The following is a 16,131-nucleotide window of genomic DNA, read 5'->3' on the forward strand; positions in this document are numbered from 1 at the left end:
GGTGAGCCTAGTCGGAGGCACCGACACTTTCGTCCGGTCGCTCCGGCAGCGTGCGGACCAGTTCCCGGAACTCCAGCAAGCCGACAGCGCCCTCCGGCTCGGTTTCGGCCGTTTCGACCCGGCGTAGCCGCTCAGCGGCGACCCGTTCGCCCAGCGTGGCGTCGAGCGGGAGGAAGGTCAGCGCAGTACGGGCTGCCTCTTCCAGGTCCGAGAACACCGGGTGGTGCACGGCCACATCGACCACGTCCTCGTCCACCTGGGCTACGACCCGGACGTCGGCGAGGCGGACCCGGTGCTCGCCGAAATTCACCGTCACCTCGGTCGGATCGGGAACCGGCGGTACGGAATCGTGGTACTCCCAGATCGCGTCGTCCGGCGGCGCGCCGGCCTTCCAGGCGTCGGTGTACGGCCGCAGCTCTGGATCTTCCTGGCCGCTGAGGACGAACGCGTAGATCGCCTGGCGCCCGCGCTCCAGCGAGAAGTGCAACCGCGGGTGCAACGCCTCCACCAGCATGCACAGGTCGTGCTCCACCCGATGTGGTTCTCGATCGCCGAGCGCCGAGCTGACTTCTGGAAGCAACTCGTCCCAGCCTGTCCAGAACGCATCCGCGGCAGCCGTGACGTCCGAAGGCACCGGCTGGTCGGGCCAAGGCGTGCGCGGATCAGACGGCATGACGTCGGCTGCTGTCCCGGAGTCGGACCCCGGACGACGACGGCGAAAAAGACCCATGACTCGAAACTCCCCCTCGTTCCTCTCCCTCCCGCCACGGTACGCGCACCGCGACGGGAGGGTCGGCGGATCACCAGTTCTCGGGTGGCTCCAGAAAGGCTTTTCCCAGGTCACGACTGAGAGCGAGGGCGCGACGCATCCACTCGTTCGTGGCACCCGCCAGGCCACAGGCGGGCGTCGGCACAGCCTGTTCGGCGAGGATGGAGCGATTGAATCCCAGCCGGTCGACCAGATTGAGCGCGGGCATCGCGAGGTCCTTCAGCGACGGCGCCTTCGCCGAATTCGTAGCCGGCACAAGCCCCAGGAAGAGCGACGTACCGCTGTCCCAGGTTTCACCGATTTCGTCGAGCAGCGCTGCGGGCGCCTCGCTGAGCTGACTGACGTCGAAGGCGACTCCACCGGCACCGGCTGAACGCAGCAGGCCGATCGGCGGACGCGGAGCGCAGCAGTGCACGACAACAGGTTGGCCGGTGAGTCCGCCGATACGGTCGATCGTCGTGGTCAGCAGCTCACGAACCTCGGGCTCGGGAACAGCCGGGACGTTGCCGTACCCCGACGGCGTAGGCAGCCGTCCCCCGAGGACGGCCGGCAGCGACGGCTCGTCGAGCTGGACCACGATGGGCGCGCCGATCCGGGTTGTCAGCTCCTCGACATGCTGGACGAGGCCGTCGAGCAGCGAAGCTGTGACATCGCGCAACGCCCCCCGATCGGTGAGCACTCGGTGCCCTCGCGCAAGCTCGATCCCTGCCCCGAGCGTCCACGGACCGGCGAGCTGAATCTTGAGGACCGGCGGGCTGCCTGCGTTCTCTCTGGCTTGCTGTACGGCGTCGAGGTCCCATCGCAGCAGGTCGAGTGCACGTCGATGATCGTGCCCTGGCCGCCCGGTCATGCGATATCCACTCGGCACGACCTCGACGGCGAGGTCGACCAGGAGTGCGGCCGTGCGGCCGATGGTGTCCGCGCCGACACCACGGGCCGGCAGCTCGGGCATGTGTGGAAAGTCCGGCAGCTCCCCGAAGACGACAGCAGCCGCCTCCACCGGATCGACCCCCGGCATGGAGCCGATAGCGGTGGCCACGCCAGCAGGCCAAGCTCGTTCAGTCACAAGCTGGATTGTCGCCGAACGGGCGAGTGCGCGCCGAACCACCCCTGGCGGCCTCATGCGGCCGGGATTCCACCAGGGTCGGACGTTGGCCGCCCGCTCTTTCGACTGCACCAATCCCGCTGTCTGCACTGCCTGCGAGGTGGCGAAACCGGCTCGGCTGGTGGTGGGCTGGTGATGATGGCAGTAGGTGTAGCTCTTGCTCTGACAGCCGTGATGCCTTGGCGTGAGCTTGTCCGCCTCCTGTTGTCGGCACCGGCCCGCCGCCCGGGAGCCACTTTTCGAAGACCAGCCGCGCCGACGTAGCCGCAAGACGGCGAACGTCGCGCTCCCGCCGCCAAGCGGCGAATGCCGTCGGGTGCGCACTTTCACTGGCCCGCTGCTGGTCATCATCCGTCACAGCGCACCCGAGACACAGCCGGACGGTCGCTTGACTCCCATCGCCCACGGTCGGCCGATCGCCACCGTCCACGCGGACAGTCAGAACGGTGCATACGCTGGTCAGGTGCCAGCTCGCACCGAGATCGCTCGCGTCAGCCCGGTCGCCGGCGGAGCTTTCGTCTTTCTGCGGCTACACCTACGTCGAGATCCCGGACCAGCGCTCGAACCTCTCTTCAGCACCGCTCTCGCGACCCGGCTCGTCATCGACACCACCACGTTCGAGCCCGGGGCCAGACCCAGTACGTGATCGGGGTCTCACGCCGGTCAGGTGGACACCGACGTGAATACGCCTCAATGTAAGAAAAGTTTGGGACATAGCAGTCCCGCCTGGACGGAGGTCGCCGTGGAGCCGTTGCCCGATGGCAGCAACTCGAACTGGGCCGAACCCGGCATCTACGAGGTAGCTGCTGGGGTCTACCGGATACCGTTGCCATTGCCGAACGACGCGTTGCGTGCCGTCAACGTTTATGCCGTGACAGACGGCTCGCACCTCGTCCTGGTCGACTCCGGCTGGGCTCTCGACGAGGCCCGCCGGCTATTGGCTGACGCGCTGCAGGGCATCGGTGCGGAGCTCGGTGACATCCGGGAGTTCCTCGTCACCCACGTGCACCGCGATCACTACACCCAGGCAGTCGCTCTTCGGCGTGAATTCGGGACCAAGGTCGCTCTCGGCAAGCTTGAGGAGCCGTCGCTGAAGGCGTCCTCTGAGCCGGAACGCTTTCCGATGCATGCCCAGATCGGCCTGCTTCGCCAGAGCGGTGGCGACGAAGTCATCACCGCCCTCAGCCGGATGTTCGGGGAGAGCCCTCGCCATACCGAAGCACATCTCTGGGAAGATCCCGACGAGTGGTTGTCCTCAGGACGCCGAGTCGTGCTGCCTGGCCGAGAGTTCGACGTTATCCACACGCCTGGCCACACGAACGGCCACGTCGTCTTCCTCGACGACGCTGCCGGCCTTCTCTTCTCCGGCGACCACGTCCTCCCGCACATTACTCCGTCGATCGGTTTTCAACCGGTTCCCACCAAGTTGCCCCTCAGCGACTATCTCGACTCACTGCGCCTGGTCCGTGAGATGCCGGATCAGCGAATGCTTCCTGCACACGGTCCGGTCACCGACAGCGTGCACGCCCGGATCGACGAACTCCTCGAACACCATGCGCAGCGCCTGGAAACGATGACTGCTCAAGTGGTTTCCGGTGCGAGCACCGCGTTCCAGGCCGCGACTCGCATGAGCTGGACGCGTCGAGAACGAAAACTGTCTGAAATGGACGCATTCAACCAGATGCTCGCGGTCCTGGAGACCGGCGCGCACCTGGATGTCTTGGCTTCGCAGGGCAGACTCTTAGTCGACGAGATCGACGGCGTTCGCCACTACAAGGCGACGTAGCTGTCTTCACAGCCGTCTGTTCGTGGATTACCAGTCTATTTGCAATCGAACCCGTCCTACGGGGGCCGGTCAACCCACGTCGAGGCGATCGATCGTGAGCCCGCCCGGTGAGACTCAACATGCCACGACAACTGGTTCGGCCGAGGGCCTCACTTCGGAGGCCATCGACAACCATCCGAATCAGCGGTCCGCGGCAGTCACACTGGCCGACAGTGACGATATTACAGCCGACATGTTTCGGCGGGCGATACGCTCTCCGCGAACACGCCCGAAGCAATCGGAGCGCACCCCGACCACCGGACGAAAGCGACGAGAAGCAGATTGACCTGGTGAGCGCCAACAAATCACGAAACCGGAGTTGCTTCTTGACCCAGAACCTTTAGAACGCAAAGCAAATTACCGCACACCGCCTTCGCGAGCGGCCTAGTTTTCTTGCTCTCAAACAGGTTCGAACCTCGCATCTGTTCCCCTCTCAGCATCGTACAAAGCTCTACTGCGAGCTGCCGTCGGTTCCAACCGTGCCAGAACCCTGGCTTCGTTGCCAGGCAGAGCGGAGCGAAAGTCCCCATCGCACATGAATTTTCTGCCTGTGCGCACCCGGATGCGTATCGTGACGGTCATGGACAACTCGACATCGCCGGCGACGCCGGCTGACGCCCCCAAGATCCCCAACGAGACCGCCGACTTGGCGTTTGTTCTCCGCGCAATGCAAGCGGACCTCGGACTTTTCGAGCGCCTGCAGCCAGAAAAGCTCATGGACGTGATCAAGGCAGCAAACATCGAGATCGCCCGGATGCAAGCGCTCCAGCTGCACTGCTTGGCAGGGCTGCGAAGACGAAGATCTGACGCGTGAGGTTCCCCCGCTTGGCCGGAGAGCGGATTATCTGGTTCCGGCGGGGGCCGGTTGATGGTAGCTGGCCTCGTACTCGGTGGGCGAGTGCCAGTCCAGCTTCTTCTGGATCCGCTGGGTGTTGTACCAGCCATCAATGTAGGCGAACAGGGCGTTCTCGGCTTCTTCCCTTGTCCGCCAACTGTTCCGGTAGACCAGCTCGGTCTTGAGCGTGGAGAAGAAGTTCTCCATCAACGCATTGTCGTAACTGTCACCGACCGAGCCCATCGATTGTACGATCCCGTTGTCCGCCAACCGGTTCGAGAACCGAAACGCCGTGTAGGTCGATCCCCTGTCCGAATGATGGATCAGCTGGCCTTCCCGGACCTGCCGCGACCACACCGCATACTCCAACGCGCCCAGCACCAGCTCGGTGTCGCAGCGATCCGAGCACTTCCAGCCCACGATCCGGTTGGAGAACGCATCGCGGACCGCAGCGAGCCACAACACGCCCTGACCAGTCACAATCCGGGTAGCGTCAGCTACCCACAACCGGTTCGGCTCGACCGCGGTGAAGTCCCGGTTGACCAGGTCCGGCGCCGGCGTGGCCCGCGGATCCTGCCGAGTAGACCCGGTTCGCCACTTCTTGCGCAGGAACGCGCCTTGCAACCCGGCACGCCGCATCAGCCGCTCGACACGTTTACGACCCACCTGGATGCCTCGGCGGCGCAACATCGCGTGCACCCGCGGCGAGCCATAGGTACCGCCCGAGCAGGTGTGAATATCGACGATCTCAGCCACCAGACCATCGTCGGCTACCCGCCGCGCCGAGGGCTGTTTCGCCTGCTTGAGCCATCCGTAGAAGGTCGAGGACGCGATACCCAAAACCCGCAATACGAGATCGACCGGGTGCTGCGGATGCTCACGCACGAACCGCATCATCACCTCCGGGTCGGGCCGATCTCGGAGGCGAAATACGCGCTCGCATCACGCAGCACGGCGTTGACCCGCTCCAGGTCCGCGACCCGCTTGCGCAGCTGCTTGTTCTCCTCGACCATCTCACTGGTCGGCCGGTCGGCTCGCTCACCACGATCGGCCTCGTCCTGGCGAATCCAGTTCCGCAACGCCTCGTGATGCACGCCGAGCTGCTCGGCCAGCTTCCGGATCACCGGCTTCGGGTCAGACTCCCGGTACAGCCGGACCGCCCGGGCCCGCAACTCGTCGGAGTACTTCTTCGGTGCCGCCACTGATGTCCTCCTTCCGGCCCTATCGGACCATGGCTTGGAGCTCTCCGTCAAAGCGGGGGAACCTCAGCGCGCGAACTGGCATCTGAACTCGCGCTCACACTGCACATCACGGACAATCGGGCAGGCGCCATGGTTTCCGCCGCCGAAGCCTTGACCAGTCGTCTCCCACGGACTCTCCGTCTGATGGACGAGGGACAACTCGATCTCTATCGAGCGATGAAAGTCTCGGATGGCACCAGTTGGCTGTCCGACCATCACGCGCGACTCGTCGACGTCTTGCTCGAGAGCCGGGTGTCCGACAAGAACCCGACTCAGATTCGCAAGGCAACTTCTTACGCCGCAATGAAGATCGACCCAGCCGGAGCGACAAACCGGATGACCCAGCGGCACGCTGATCGCCGAGTCGTACTTCATCACCAGACGGGAGGAACATCGCAGCTGTCCGTGGACAACGCCTCTGCGGACAAGGCAACCGCTGCCTACTTGCGTGTCGACAGGATCGCTCGCTCACTCCGGACGGACGACGACAAACGCACTCTCGACCAGCTTCGCGCCGACGTCGCGCTTGACCTCCTGCTCAGCGGGAAAGGTGGCGTCGCCGAGAAGACCGAGGTTTATCTGTACCTTGATCTTGAGACCTACCTCGGACTCAACGAAAGCCCCGCGGACCTGGTCGGCCACGGCCACGTTCCTGCGGAACTGGCGCGCCACATCGCGACTGGACCGGACACCACGCTGCGCCGAGTCATCACGGACCCACTGACCGGTCAAGTCATCGAGGTGGGCAAGTTCCGATACCGGCCCAGTATCGACGTCGATGAGTTCGTGCGAGTACGTGACCACGTGTGCCGGCAACCCGGCTGCCCAAGACCCGCGCTGAGCTGCGTCACCGAGCCCGCCGACTCCGGTCGCCCAGAGGCGGACTCGACGCTGAGCTACTGCATCCGGCACCGACGTCTGAAGAACCGCGCCGATTGGGAGTACCAGGTCCTGAGTGGCGGCAGGCTCGCCATCACCACGCCAACTGGCCAAAAGGTCGAGAGTATGCCGCCACCACTGCACGAGCCACGGCCCCGGCCAGAGCAACCCGACGAGAGGCGTTTGGGCGCGTAACCTGCACCTCAGTTCGTATTGGAGATTTTCGCGCTTCCCAGCACGAGGTCCCCGGCTTCGTTGTCTCGCCTGTAAAGGACGACGACCTGTCCGGGCGCGACCCCGCGCAGTGGCTCTCGCAGGTGGATAGCGACCCGGCCATCCGCCCCGGCTTCGGCGACCGCTTCGGCGATACCTCCGTGCGCGCGCACCTGTACGGTACACTCAGTTGGCCCCTCCAGCGGGCTTCCCCCTGGCCAGATGGCCCGGTCGGCTTCTATCGCGTGCACGCCGAGGTCTGTTGAAGAACCGACTTTGACGGTGCCGGAGACCGGCTCGAGCGAAAGGACATACCGAGGTCGCCCATCAACGGCCGGCGCGTCGATGCCAAGGCCCTTTCGCTGTCCGACGGTGAACCCGTGCACACCTGTGTGGTGTCCGAGCACCGCGCCGGTCTCCGCGTCGACCAGATCACCAGGGCGCTGCCCGAGGCGATTCTCCAGGAACTTCTTGGTGTCGCCGTCGGGAATGAAGCAGATGTCGTGGCTGTCAGGCTTTCGCGCGACGGACAGCTCGCGCCGCTCAGCCTCCGCGCGAACCTCCGACTTCCACGAGTCACCCAAGGGGAACATCGCATGGCGGAGTTGCTCGGGCGTCAACGAGGCCAGTACATAGGACTGGTCCTTGCCCTCGTCCGCGCTCCGCCGCAACTTCACTTCACCGTTGACGGTGGCCAAACGTGCGTAGTGGCCAGTGGCCACCGCGTCGAAGCCGAGAGCCATTGCCTTCTCTAAGAGCGCCTCGAACTTGATCTTCTCGTTGCACGTCACACATGGGTTCGGCGTGCGTCCGGCTGCGTACTCACCGACGAAGGTTTCGACGACTTCCTCGGTGAAACGCTCCGCGAAATCCCAGATGTAGAAGGGAATCCCGAGAACGTCCGCGGCCCGCCGCGCGTCGTGTGAGTCCTCGATCGTGCAGCAGCCGCGGGATCCTGTCCGCAGAGTGCCCGGCTGAGCGGAGAGAGCGAGATGTACGCCGACGACCTCGTGCCCGGCATCCACGGCCCGGGCCGCAGCGACAGCGGAATCGACACCGCCGCTCATAGCGGCTAATACTCGCATCAGCTATACCTCTTGCTTCTGTGTCTGCTTGCGCATGCCCGCGAGGCCGGCTTGCCGAGCTCTGGCGACCACTCCGCCGATCTCGCGGGTCAACGTGTCCACGTCGTCCAGCGTGGACGTATGGCCGAGCGAGAAGCGGAGCGAACCACGCGCAGCTGCAGCGTCCGCTCCCATCGCCAGCAGGACATGGCTTGGTTGCGCGACCCCGGCTGTGCATGCCGAACCGGTGGAGCACTCGATGCCCTTGGCGTCCAGGAGCATCAGCAGGCTGTCACCTGCGCAGCCGGGAAAAGTGAAATGGGCGTGGGTGGGCAGGCGTTCGCCGCGATGACCATTCAGGATTGCGTCGGGTACCTCGCGGAGAACGGCTTCGACGAGTTGGTCTCGCAGCTTCTCGATTCGAGCGGCATACTCGGCGCGCACGCTGACACTTGCATGAACGGCCGCGGCGAAGCCGGCGATCGCGGGAACGTCGAGAGTTCCGGAGCGGACGCTGCGTTCCTGGCCACCGCCGTGCAGGACAGGGACACAAGCGGTGTCGCGGCCGAGGAGGAGAGCTCCGACGCCGTAAGGGCCGCCCAGTTTGTGTCCGGTCAAGGTGAGAGCCGCGGCGCCGCTGGCGGCGAAGTCGATCGGGATCGCACCGATTGCCTGGACCGCGTCCGTGTGCAGCGGGATCCCGTGCTCGTTGCAGACGGCGGCAAGGGCTGCGATCGGGTTGATGGTGCCGACTTCGTTGTTCGCCCACATCACCGTGGCGAGAGCAACGGTTTCCGGGTGCGCGCCGATCGCGGCGCGAAGCGTCTCAGGAGCGACGCGGCCTTGTGCGTCGACCTCGAGCCAGGTGACCTCGGCATCAGAGTGCGCTTCGAGCCATTCGACGGTGTCCAGGACAGCGTGGTGCTCAACCGTGCTGCACAGGATGCGGCGACGCTCGGGAACCTCGGCGTTGCGGGCCCAGTAGATGCCCTTGACCGCGAGGTTGTCACTCTCCGTGCCACCGCCGGTGAAGATGACTTCCGAGGGGCGGGCACACGTCGCCGCTGCGATCACTTCGCGCGCTTCCTCGACGGCGCGGCGAGCGCGGCGGCCCGAGGAATGGAGCGCTGAGGCGTTGCCAACGGTCGGCAAAGCCTCGGTCATCGCTGCCACGGCTTCGGGCAGCATCGGAGTGGTCGCCGCATGGTCAAGATAGGTCATCGCCCTACCAGGGTAGACCGCTCCGGGCAGTGACGGAGCCCGCCCCGGGCCCGGAAGGTCCTGTCACACATGACCCGGCCACCTGCTCGTGAGGCGAACACCGACGAGTGCGAGCAGGGCCAGTACCGCGCTGAGCGTTCCCATCGCGGCGGCCGGCTGAGCCGCGGACGCGACCGCGGCCAGCAGAACCCCGCCGAGGCCGATCAGCAGGGCGGACCCGACCCAGTCGGCGAGCTGCATCGCGGAGGTGTTGAATCCGCGTTCGCCTTCCGGCGAGTAACGGAGCAGGAGCACCGAGATCGCGGGCATGGCGACGCCCATCCCCGCACCGCCCACGGCGCAAAGCACGCACGCGACCCAGCCGGGGAACCAGGGCTGCGCGACGAAACCAAAGCCCGCCACACTGACCGCGACCAGCGCGAAGCCAGTCCGCAACGAAGCTTCCCGGGACCAGTCGAGAAACCGACCTTGGATCATCGACCCGGCCGACCAGCCGAAAGCCGTGATGGTCAGCGGCAGGCCGGCGAGGGCAGGGCTGTAGCCGTGGACAGAGGTCATGGTCAACGGCAAGTAGGCCTCCATCCCGGCGTAAGCGCCTGACAACAGGGCACGTGACGCGACCACGGTGGGAAGCCCAGGGCGGGAGGTGAGCGTGCCCGCGGGAAGGAGTTTCCGCAGCGCAACCGCGAGCACCACCAGACCGGCCGCGCCGTACGCGAACGCTGCCGGTGACGGGTGCTGCGCGGCCCAGCTCAGGGCCGCCACGCCCAGAGCGGCGAGCACGGCTGCGACAACGCCGGCGCGACGCCCCGACTTCGGCGGGGCGTGGGCGGGCAAGCGGCGGGTGACCACGATCAGGAGGGCGAATCCGAGCGCCACCAGCGGCACCAGGCCGAGGAACACCCAGCGCCACCCGATGGTCACCGTGACCAGGCCGGACACCGACGGACCGACTACCGCGGGCAGCACCCATGCGGCGGCGTTGGCGGCGTAGATCAGCGGTCGCTCCCGATCGGTGAAGGTCAGTGCGATCAACAAGGACACGGCCACGAGCAGAAAGCCCGAGCCGAAACCCTGGAGCGCGCGACCCACCAGGAGCACCGGCATGCTGCCGGCCGTTCCGGCGACGACCAGGCCCGCGGCGAACAACACCGGACCGACCAGCAAAGCCGGCCTGGGGCCCCGGCGGTCGCCTATCCGGCCGGACAGCACCGTTGCGACGACGCTGACCACGAGGAACGTGGTGAACGGCCAGGAATAGAGCGCGAGGCCATGCAACTCGGCCACCAACGTGGGCATCGCGGTCGCCACGCCCATGCCCTCGAACGCCACCAGCGTGACCACGAGCAGCAGGCCCACGGTCACGAGCCGGTGCTCCCGGCTCCACAAGACACTGGTACGAGGCTGGGCTCCGACAGTCCGGGTCATGTCGCGACCTTGCAACCTCCAGCACTGTAGAGGTCAAACTTTTCGACTGTAAGGAACCTGTCATCCAACTCGTCGAGAGGGAACAGATTCGAGCCGCAGCTGGTGCGCAAGGGCCGCCGCCTCACCACGAGACCGCACTTCGAGCTTTTCGAGCAGGTTCCGCACATGGAATTTGACGGTGTGCTCGCTCAGCTGGAGCCGTTCGGCGATCTGCCGGTTGCGCTGCCCTCCGGAGATACCGGTGAGCACTTCCAGCTCCCGCGGGTTGAGACGATCGAGCGGGTGCAGTTCGGGCGTCTCGGCGACATCAAGTACCAGCGTGGCGGTCACCGTGGTGCCCCAGCCGGGCACGGAGTCGACTTCCCAGCGTCCGCCCAGCGGTGCCATGCGCTCGGCCAGACGGGGGTCGATGGTGTTCTTCGGCACCTCCGGTCCGTCGTCGCGGACCGTGACGCGCAGGGCGTCCTTGTCGATGCGCCACGAAACGCGAACGCGGGTGGTGCCGGGGCGATCGAGCGCAGCGAGAACGAGGCCGCGACTGACCAGCCGCGCGGCATGCGCGATGTCTTGGTGCATCTGACGATCGTCGTGCGGGCCGGCCAGTTCGATGGAGGCCTCGACGTGCGCGACGACGGGCGCGAGCTGATCGGCCAGAACGGTGAAGGCTTCGCGAGCGGATTCTGTCGACAAGGCTTGTGCACGGTCTGTCACCACGCGGAGGTCGACCAGCGCGCGTGCAGCCAGGTCAGTGGCAGTCTGCCGGGCGACAGCGTCACTGAGCTTGCCCGAACGCAGCACCGAAAGGAGCGCGACGAGTGTCGCGGAGTGCGTTTGGCCGAGATCGGTGAGCGCCTCGGCCCTCGCTGTGGCCGCGGCAAGGTTGCCGGCGATCAGGTCAGGCTCCAGCTCGCTGGCACGCTGCCCCGCGTCGAGGCTGGTCAGGTGCCACAACCGGACGGCGAGATCGAGCACGTCGGAAGCCGGATGGGGATCTTCGGGGACCAGCGCGAGCACCGCTCCCTTGCCGATGGCCGGCCGGGACGACAAGAGCACGAGACGACATTCGGCACCACCGAAAGCAGCGTCGAGAACGACTGCCTCGCCCGGGATCGCCTGGTCGGCGAGGTAGTTGAGTTCAGAGCTGGTCACAGCGTCGGTGACAGCTTGATCTCCGACAGTCTTCAAGGGGTAGCGCGGACAGTCCCCGCTCTGCATCACGGCTGCGCGATGTGGCAGCAACACCGCCAGCTCGTGGGAAAACTGCGGCAGCATTCGCGGCCGCGGCACGGACATGACTCGCACGACGACGTCGAGCATGGAATTCGGGTCGGACCAGGTTTCGTCCACGAATTCCACAGTAGGCGCGCGTGCCGGTGGACGTCCTGCTCTCTCGGCTAGTGAGCACCACTCGTCCGGATAGTTCGGAATACGGCGTCCAGCGGTTGGCTTCCAAGAAGGACGTGCGGACGACCCGTCCCGCAGCGAAGGAGAGTGCGAATCGACATGCGAGCCATCACGTTTGCCGAGTACGGCGGACCGGAAGTTCTGCAACTGTCCGAGGTCCCGGTGCCCGAACCCGGAGCTGGCGAAGTACGCGTGGCTGTCCGGCGCGCGGGTGTCAACCCGCTCGACTGGAAAGTGCGCAAAGGTGTGATGTCCGACGGCACGCCGCTGAAGGGCCCGCAGATTCCGGGCTACGAGGTCGCGGGAGTGGTCGACGCGGTCGGTGATGGCGCGGAGTTCAGCATCGGCGACGAGGTCTTCGGATGGTCGAGCGAAGGCGCCTACGCGGAGTTCGCGCTGGCCAGCGCGGTGACCCGCAAACCGGCGGACCTCTCGTGGGACGACGCTGCGGCGTTGCCGGTAGCAGGCGAAACGGCGTTGCGCGTACTCCGGCTGCTCGACGTGAAGGCTGGAGAAGTGCTGCTCATTCACGGCGCGAGCGGCGCAGTCGGGCGATTCGCGACGCAGGCAGCCGTCGAACTGGGCGCGACCGTGATCGGCACGGCGGGGCAGCACAACCTCGACGAAGTCGAGTCGCTCGGCGCGATCCCGGTCCGCTATGGCGACGGCTGGCCGGAACGGGTTCGCGAGGCGGCAGCGGGCCAGGCGGTGGACGCGGTGTTCGACACGTCCGGCCACGGTGTGCTGCCTGCTTCGGTCGAGCTTCGCGGGTCGACCGAGCGGGTGGTGACGGTCGCCGATCCTGCGGCGTTCCAGCTCGGGCTGCCGTTCTCGGCAGGCGAGGACGCGGATCGCCGCGAAGTACTGAACGAAATCCTCGGTTATGTGAAGCGGGGCCTGCGGATCGCGCAGGGAACCAGCTATCCGTTGGAGGAAGCGGCAGCTGCTCAGGTGGAGAGCGAGAAGGGGCATCCTGGTGGCAAGTTGACGATCGCCGTTTCCTGACCACGGGCGATGAGTGCGGCTGCCAATGAGGTGGGAGCCACGTCGACGGCGACGGCAGGCAGGGCGCGGTCCAGCCAGCGGACGTCTCGGACCAGCTCTTCTGGTCGTCGCCGTTGAACGGCGACGACCAGAAGGCAGTGTATCCAGGACGCCGTGGCCGTTCGACGGCGACGCATCCCGATGGCGGCACGGGAGGGAGGTCACCTCGTCGCTCGGCGGCGAGACCAGCTGGATTTCGGCGTCGCCGCTGGGCTGCGGTAGGCAGAGCCCCTCGCGCTGCCATTGGAAGACGCGCGTTGCCGCCCGGGAGCCCCGGCGCCAACACTGGAAGGCGCACGTTGCCACTGGAATGCGCACGTTGCCACCGAGAGTTCGACGTTGCCACTCGGAGACGCACGCTGCAACTGCGGGCCCCGCGCTACCGCCGAGAAGCGCGCGTTGCCACCGGAAGACACACGTCACCACCGCGAGCCCCCCCCGCTACCGCCGAGAGGCGCGCGTTGCCATTGGGCGGCGCGCGTCACCACCGAAAGCCCCGGCGCTACCGCCGCGAGACGAGCGTCGCCTCTGAAAGACGACAACCTGGTGGCGACCGATTTGGGACAGAGCCCTAGTAGTGCTTTGTTAGGTGTGTCGTTGTGGCTGGTCAGGTGGTTGATGTGATCTCCTGTGCGGGTGCTTTCGGAGGAGATGGACGAGGTTCGTCCGGTGATCGAACAGTTCGCTGAGCGGATGTTCGGTGGGTTCGCGCGGCGTGATCAGCGGGGGAAAGGTGAGCTGTATCTGCGTGGGCTGATGCTGGACGGCAAACGCAAGTCGATGCAGCCGATGGCGCAGCGGCTTGAGGTCGATCATCAGCAGTTGCAGCAGTTCGTCACCACCTCGACCTGGGAACACGTCGAGGTCCGGCGACGCCTGACCGGATGGGCCGGGGAGTTCATCGCCCCGGATGCCCTGGTCATCGATGACACCGGGTTTCCCAAGGACGGCAAGGATTCCCCAGGTGTGGCGCGGATGTATTGCGGTGCGCTGGGCAAAACGGGGAATTGCCAGGTCGGGGTGAGCGTGCACGCGGTCACCGACTGGGCCTCGGCCGCGATCGACTGGCGGCTGTTCCTGCCCGAGTCCTGGGACGACGAGAAAGCAACCGACGGCGGGGCCGCGGCCGAGATCCGGCGTCGGCGGGTACGCAGTGCGATCCCAGACGAACTGCGACATCGGGAGAAGTGGCGGCTGGCGCTGGACATGCTCGACGAGGTCATCGGTGAGTGGGGACTGCCGAGCCGGCCGGTGGTGGCCGACGCCGGCTACGGCGACGCCACCGAATTCCGGCTCGGCCTGACCGAACGTGGCCTGACCTACGCCCTCGCCGTCAGCCCGACCGCGACCGCCCACCCCGCCGAGGCCGCGCCGGTGACCCCGGCCTGGAAGGGCACCGGCCGCCCGCCACAGCCGCGCTACCCCGACCCGCCACAGGACCTGAAATCCCTCGCGATGGCCGCCGGACGATCAGCAGGCCGGTACGTCCTCTGGCGACACGGATCACGCAAGACTCCCGGCAACCCCACCGCGAGCATGCGCTCCCGGTTCCTCGCGCTGCGCATCCGCCCAGCTAACCGCAACATCCCCCGCGACAGCGACGGCAGCCTGCCCGAATGCTGGCTGCTGGCCGAGTGGCCTCCCGGCGCACCCGAGCCCACCGACTACTGGCTCTCCACCCTCCCTGCCGACACGAAACTGCGGGACCTGGTCCGGCTGGCCAAAATCCGCTGGCGCATCGAACACGACTACCGCGAACTCAAAGACGGCCTCGGCCTGGACCACTTCGAAGGCCGCTCCTGGCTCGGCTGGCACCGCCACGTCACCCTCGCCGCCGTCGCCCAGGCCATCTGCACCCAGCTCCGCCGCACCCCAAAAGCCCCTGCGCAGGCCTGACCCTCTACGCAGTCCTGCGCGAACTCCAGACCCTGCTCGCGGCCTGGACCGGCACCTGCCACACCTGCCGACAACCCATCCAGCCCCGAACACCACCACAGAAACCCCAACTCAACAGCACCTAACAAAGCACTACTAGGGAGTGTTTTAAAGTCGTAGCCACTCGTTGATCGCGGCGATGTGGACCGTGGCTTCGTAGCGAACTGCGAGCTTGTCGTACCTGGTGGCCACGGCCCGGTTGCGCTTGAGGCGATTGATCCCGCACTCCACAGCGTGGCGCTGCTTGTACATGTTCGGGTCGAACGCTGGTGGCCGGCCGCCGGCACTGCCCTTGTTCTTGCGATGGCGAATCTGGTCTGCTTTTTCCGGGATGGTGCATCGGATGCCCCGTTTCCGCAGGTAGCCACGGTTGACCCGGGACCCGTAGGCCTTGTCCGCCAACACGCGATCCGGGCGGGTGCGAGGCCGGCCGCGGTCGGCACGCGCGACTCGAATCCGCTCCAGCACCACCTGAAACTGAGGCGAATCACCGCGCTGCCCGGCGGTCAGGACCAGCGAGAGCGGCTTCTGCGCCTGCTCGGTGGCCAGATGCACCTTGGTCGTCCAGCCACCCCGTGACCGCCCCAGCGCGTGATCGGCAGGCTCGGGTTCGCCAACCCCGCCAGGCGGTTCAGCCTGCGCAGCCCCATCCCTTCGCGCCCCGGCAGCGTGCTGATGCGCGCGGGCGACGGTGGAGTCGACGCTGACATCCCAGGTGATCAACCCCGAGGCATCGGCACGAGCCTGCAACAGTGCCAGGATCATCGCCCACGCGCCGACACGTTGCCACCGGCGAAACAACCCATACACCGCCTGCCACGACCCGTAAGCGGGCGGCACGTCCCGCCACGGCGTGCCGGCCCGCACCCGCCAGCGGATCCCGTCGATGAGCTGCCGTTTGGTCCACTGCGGTGGCCGGCCAGGCTTCTTCCAGACCGGCAGCATGGGTTCCAGCACGGCCCACTGCGCGTCGGTCAAGTCCGCCCGCCCGGTGACCGTTACGCTGGCCACGAGGTCTCCGGTATTCCGATTTTCTTGGTCGTTGATCGATCTACCGGAGACCTCACCTATTTCATCAACGACACGCCGACACACTGCACCACACGGAAAACCGGCTGCTCACGACTTCGAAACATCTCCTAATGGGGCAAGATCAGGCGCGCAAGTC

Annotated in this window: 14 protein-coding genes; 5 read left to right on the forward strand and 9 right to left on the reverse strand. The window is 66.3% G+C overall.

What is annotated here, in order from left to right:
- Positions 1 to 7: 7 nt before the first annotated feature.
- Together BJY18_RS14860 and BJY18_RS14865 are read right to left on the reverse strand one after the other, a co-directional pair.
- Complete coding sequence (locus BJY18_RS14860; RefSeq protein ID WP_184780545.1) at positions 8 to 730, reverse strand: hypothetical protein; 723 nt, start codon at positions 728 to 730, stop codon at positions 8 to 10.
- 70 nt (positions 731 to 800) lie between these two features.
- Positions 801 to 1,835: a methionine synthase gene (locus tag BJY18_RS14865; RefSeq protein WP_184784622.1), complete on the reverse strand. Its 1,035-nt coding sequence runs from the start codon at positions 1,833 to 1,835 to the stop codon at positions 801 to 803.
- A 781-nt stretch (positions 1,836 to 2,616) separates the two neighbouring features.
- Here BJY18_RS14865 and BJY18_RS14870 point away from each other — a divergent pair.
- The gene (locus BJY18_RS14870) at positions 2,617 to 3,660 is read left to right on the forward strand and encodes an MBL fold metallo-hydrolase (protein WP_184780546.1); all 1,044 of its coding nucleotides are present in this window, start codon (positions 2,617 to 2,619) and stop codon (positions 3,658 to 3,660) included.
- Between the two features lie 619 nt (positions 3,661 to 4,279).
- Positions 4,280 to 4,513, forward strand: coding sequence for a hypothetical protein (locus BJY18_RS14875; protein WP_184780547.1), 234 nt, complete (start codon positions 4,280 to 4,282; stop codon positions 4,511 to 4,513).
- 27 nt (positions 4,514 to 4,540) lie between these two features.
- On the opposite strand, the gene BJY18_RS14880 is transcribed toward BJY18_RS14875, so the two are convergent.
- Together BJY18_RS14880 and BJY18_RS14885 are read right to left on the reverse strand one after the other, a co-directional pair.
- The gene (locus tag BJY18_RS14880) at positions 4,541 to 5,419 is read right to left on the reverse strand and encodes an IS3 family transposase (RefSeq protein WP_184776787.1); all 879 of its coding nucleotides are present in this window, start codon (positions 5,417 to 5,419) and stop codon (positions 4,541 to 4,543) included.
- Positions 5,420 to 5,430: 11 nt separating this feature from the next.
- Complete coding sequence (locus tag BJY18_RS14885; RefSeq protein ID WP_184776784.1) at positions 5,431 to 5,736, reverse strand: transposase; 306 nt, start codon at positions 5,734 to 5,736, stop codon at positions 5,431 to 5,433.
- 21 nt (positions 5,737 to 5,757) lie between these two features.
- Here BJY18_RS14885 and BJY18_RS14890 point away from each other — a divergent pair, with 21 nt between their 5' ends.
- Positions 5,758 to 6,849 carry a DUF222 domain-containing protein gene (locus tag BJY18_RS14890; RefSeq protein ID WP_184784623.1) on the forward strand — a complete coding sequence of 364 codons (1,092 nt, stop codon included), beginning with the start codon at positions 5,758 to 5,760 and terminating at the stop codon, positions 6,847 to 6,849.
- An 8-nt stretch (positions 6,850 to 6,857) separates the two neighbouring features.
- Here BJY18_RS14890 and mnmA read toward each other — a convergent pair whose 3' ends face one another.
- The 4 genes from mnmA to BJY18_RS14910 all read right to left on the reverse strand — a co-directional run bounded on the left by mnmA (position 6,858) and on the right by BJY18_RS14910 (position 11,927).
- On the reverse strand, positions 6,858 to 7,952 hold the full coding sequence (mnmA, locus tag BJY18_RS14895) for a tRNA 2-thiouridine(34) synthase MnmA (RefSeq protein ID WP_184780548.1): 1,095 nt from the start codon (positions 7,950 to 7,952) through the stop codon (positions 6,858 to 6,860).
- Between the two features lie 3 nt (positions 7,953 to 7,955).
- A complete protein-coding gene (locus BJY18_RS14900) occupies positions 7,956 to 9,152 on the reverse strand; it encodes a cysteine desulfurase family protein (protein WP_184780549.1) in 1,197 nt (398 codons plus the stop codon).
- Between the two features lie 63 nt (positions 9,153 to 9,215).
- Entirely contained in the window at positions 9,216 to 10,580 is a 1,365-nt protein-coding gene (locus BJY18_RS14905; protein WP_184780550.1) for an MFS transporter, read from the reverse strand.
- A 60-nt stretch (positions 10,581 to 10,640) separates the two neighbouring features.
- Positions 10,641 to 11,927, reverse strand: a complete 1,287-nt coding sequence (locus BJY18_RS14910) for a helix-turn-helix transcriptional regulator (protein ID WP_184780551.1) — start codon at positions 11,925 to 11,927, stop codon at positions 10,641 to 10,643.
- A 156-nt stretch (positions 11,928 to 12,083) separates the two neighbouring features.
- Between BJY18_RS14910 and BJY18_RS14915 the strand changes: the two genes are divergently transcribed.
- Together BJY18_RS14915 and BJY18_RS14920 are read left to right on the forward strand one after the other, a co-directional pair.
- Positions 12,084 to 12,989 carry an NADP-dependent oxidoreductase gene (locus tag BJY18_RS14915; protein ID WP_184780552.1) on the forward strand — a complete coding sequence of 302 codons (906 nt, stop codon included), beginning with the start codon at positions 12,084 to 12,086 and terminating at the stop codon, positions 12,987 to 12,989.
- 675 nt (positions 12,990 to 13,664) lie between these two features.
- Complete coding sequence (locus tag BJY18_RS14920) at positions 13,665 to 14,924, forward strand: IS701 family transposase (protein WP_446680360.1); 1,260 nt, start codon at positions 13,665 to 13,667, stop codon at positions 14,922 to 14,924.
- A 147-nt stretch (positions 14,925 to 15,071) separates the two neighbouring features.
- Here the strand turns inward: BJY18_RS14920 and BJY18_RS14925 are convergent, their stop codons facing one another.
- Complete coding sequence (locus tag BJY18_RS14925) at positions 15,072 to 15,974, reverse strand: IS5 family transposase (protein WP_184780554.1); 903 nt, start codon at positions 15,972 to 15,974, stop codon at positions 15,072 to 15,074.
- Positions 15,975 to 16,131 lie beyond the last annotated feature (157 nt).

It is taken from the genome of Amycolatopsis jiangsuensis (assembly GCF_014204865.1).
GTDB classification, from domain to species: Bacteria; Actinomycetota; Actinomycetes; order Mycobacteriales; family Pseudonocardiaceae; genus Amycolatopsis; species Amycolatopsis jiangsuensis.

Excerpts from the sequence above, each read along its gene's own strand:
- BJY18_RS14860 (WP_184780545.1), bottom strand. The coding sequence starts at position 730 with ATGGGTCTTTTTCGCCGTCGTCGTCCGGGGTCCGACTCCGGGACAGCA.
- BJY18_RS14875 (WP_184780547.1), top strand. The coding sequence starts at position 4,280 with ATGGACAACTCGACATCGCCGGCGACGCCGGCTGACGCCCCCAAGATC.
- mnmA (WP_184780548.1), bottom strand. The coding sequence starts at position 7,952 with ATGCGAGTATTAGCCGCTATGAGCGGCGGTGTCGATTCCGCTGTCGCT.
- BJY18_RS14900 (WP_184780549.1), bottom strand. The coding sequence starts at position 9,152 with ATGACCTATCTTGACCATGCGGCGACCACTCCGATGCTGCCCGAAGCC.
- BJY18_RS14905 (WP_184780550.1), bottom strand. The coding sequence starts at position 10,580 with ATGACCCGGACTGTCGGAGCCCAGCCTCGTACCAGTGTCTTGTGGAGC.
- BJY18_RS14915 (WP_184780552.1), top strand. The coding sequence starts at position 12,084 with ATGCGAGCCATCACGTTTGCCGAGTACGGCGGACCGGAAGTTCTGCAA.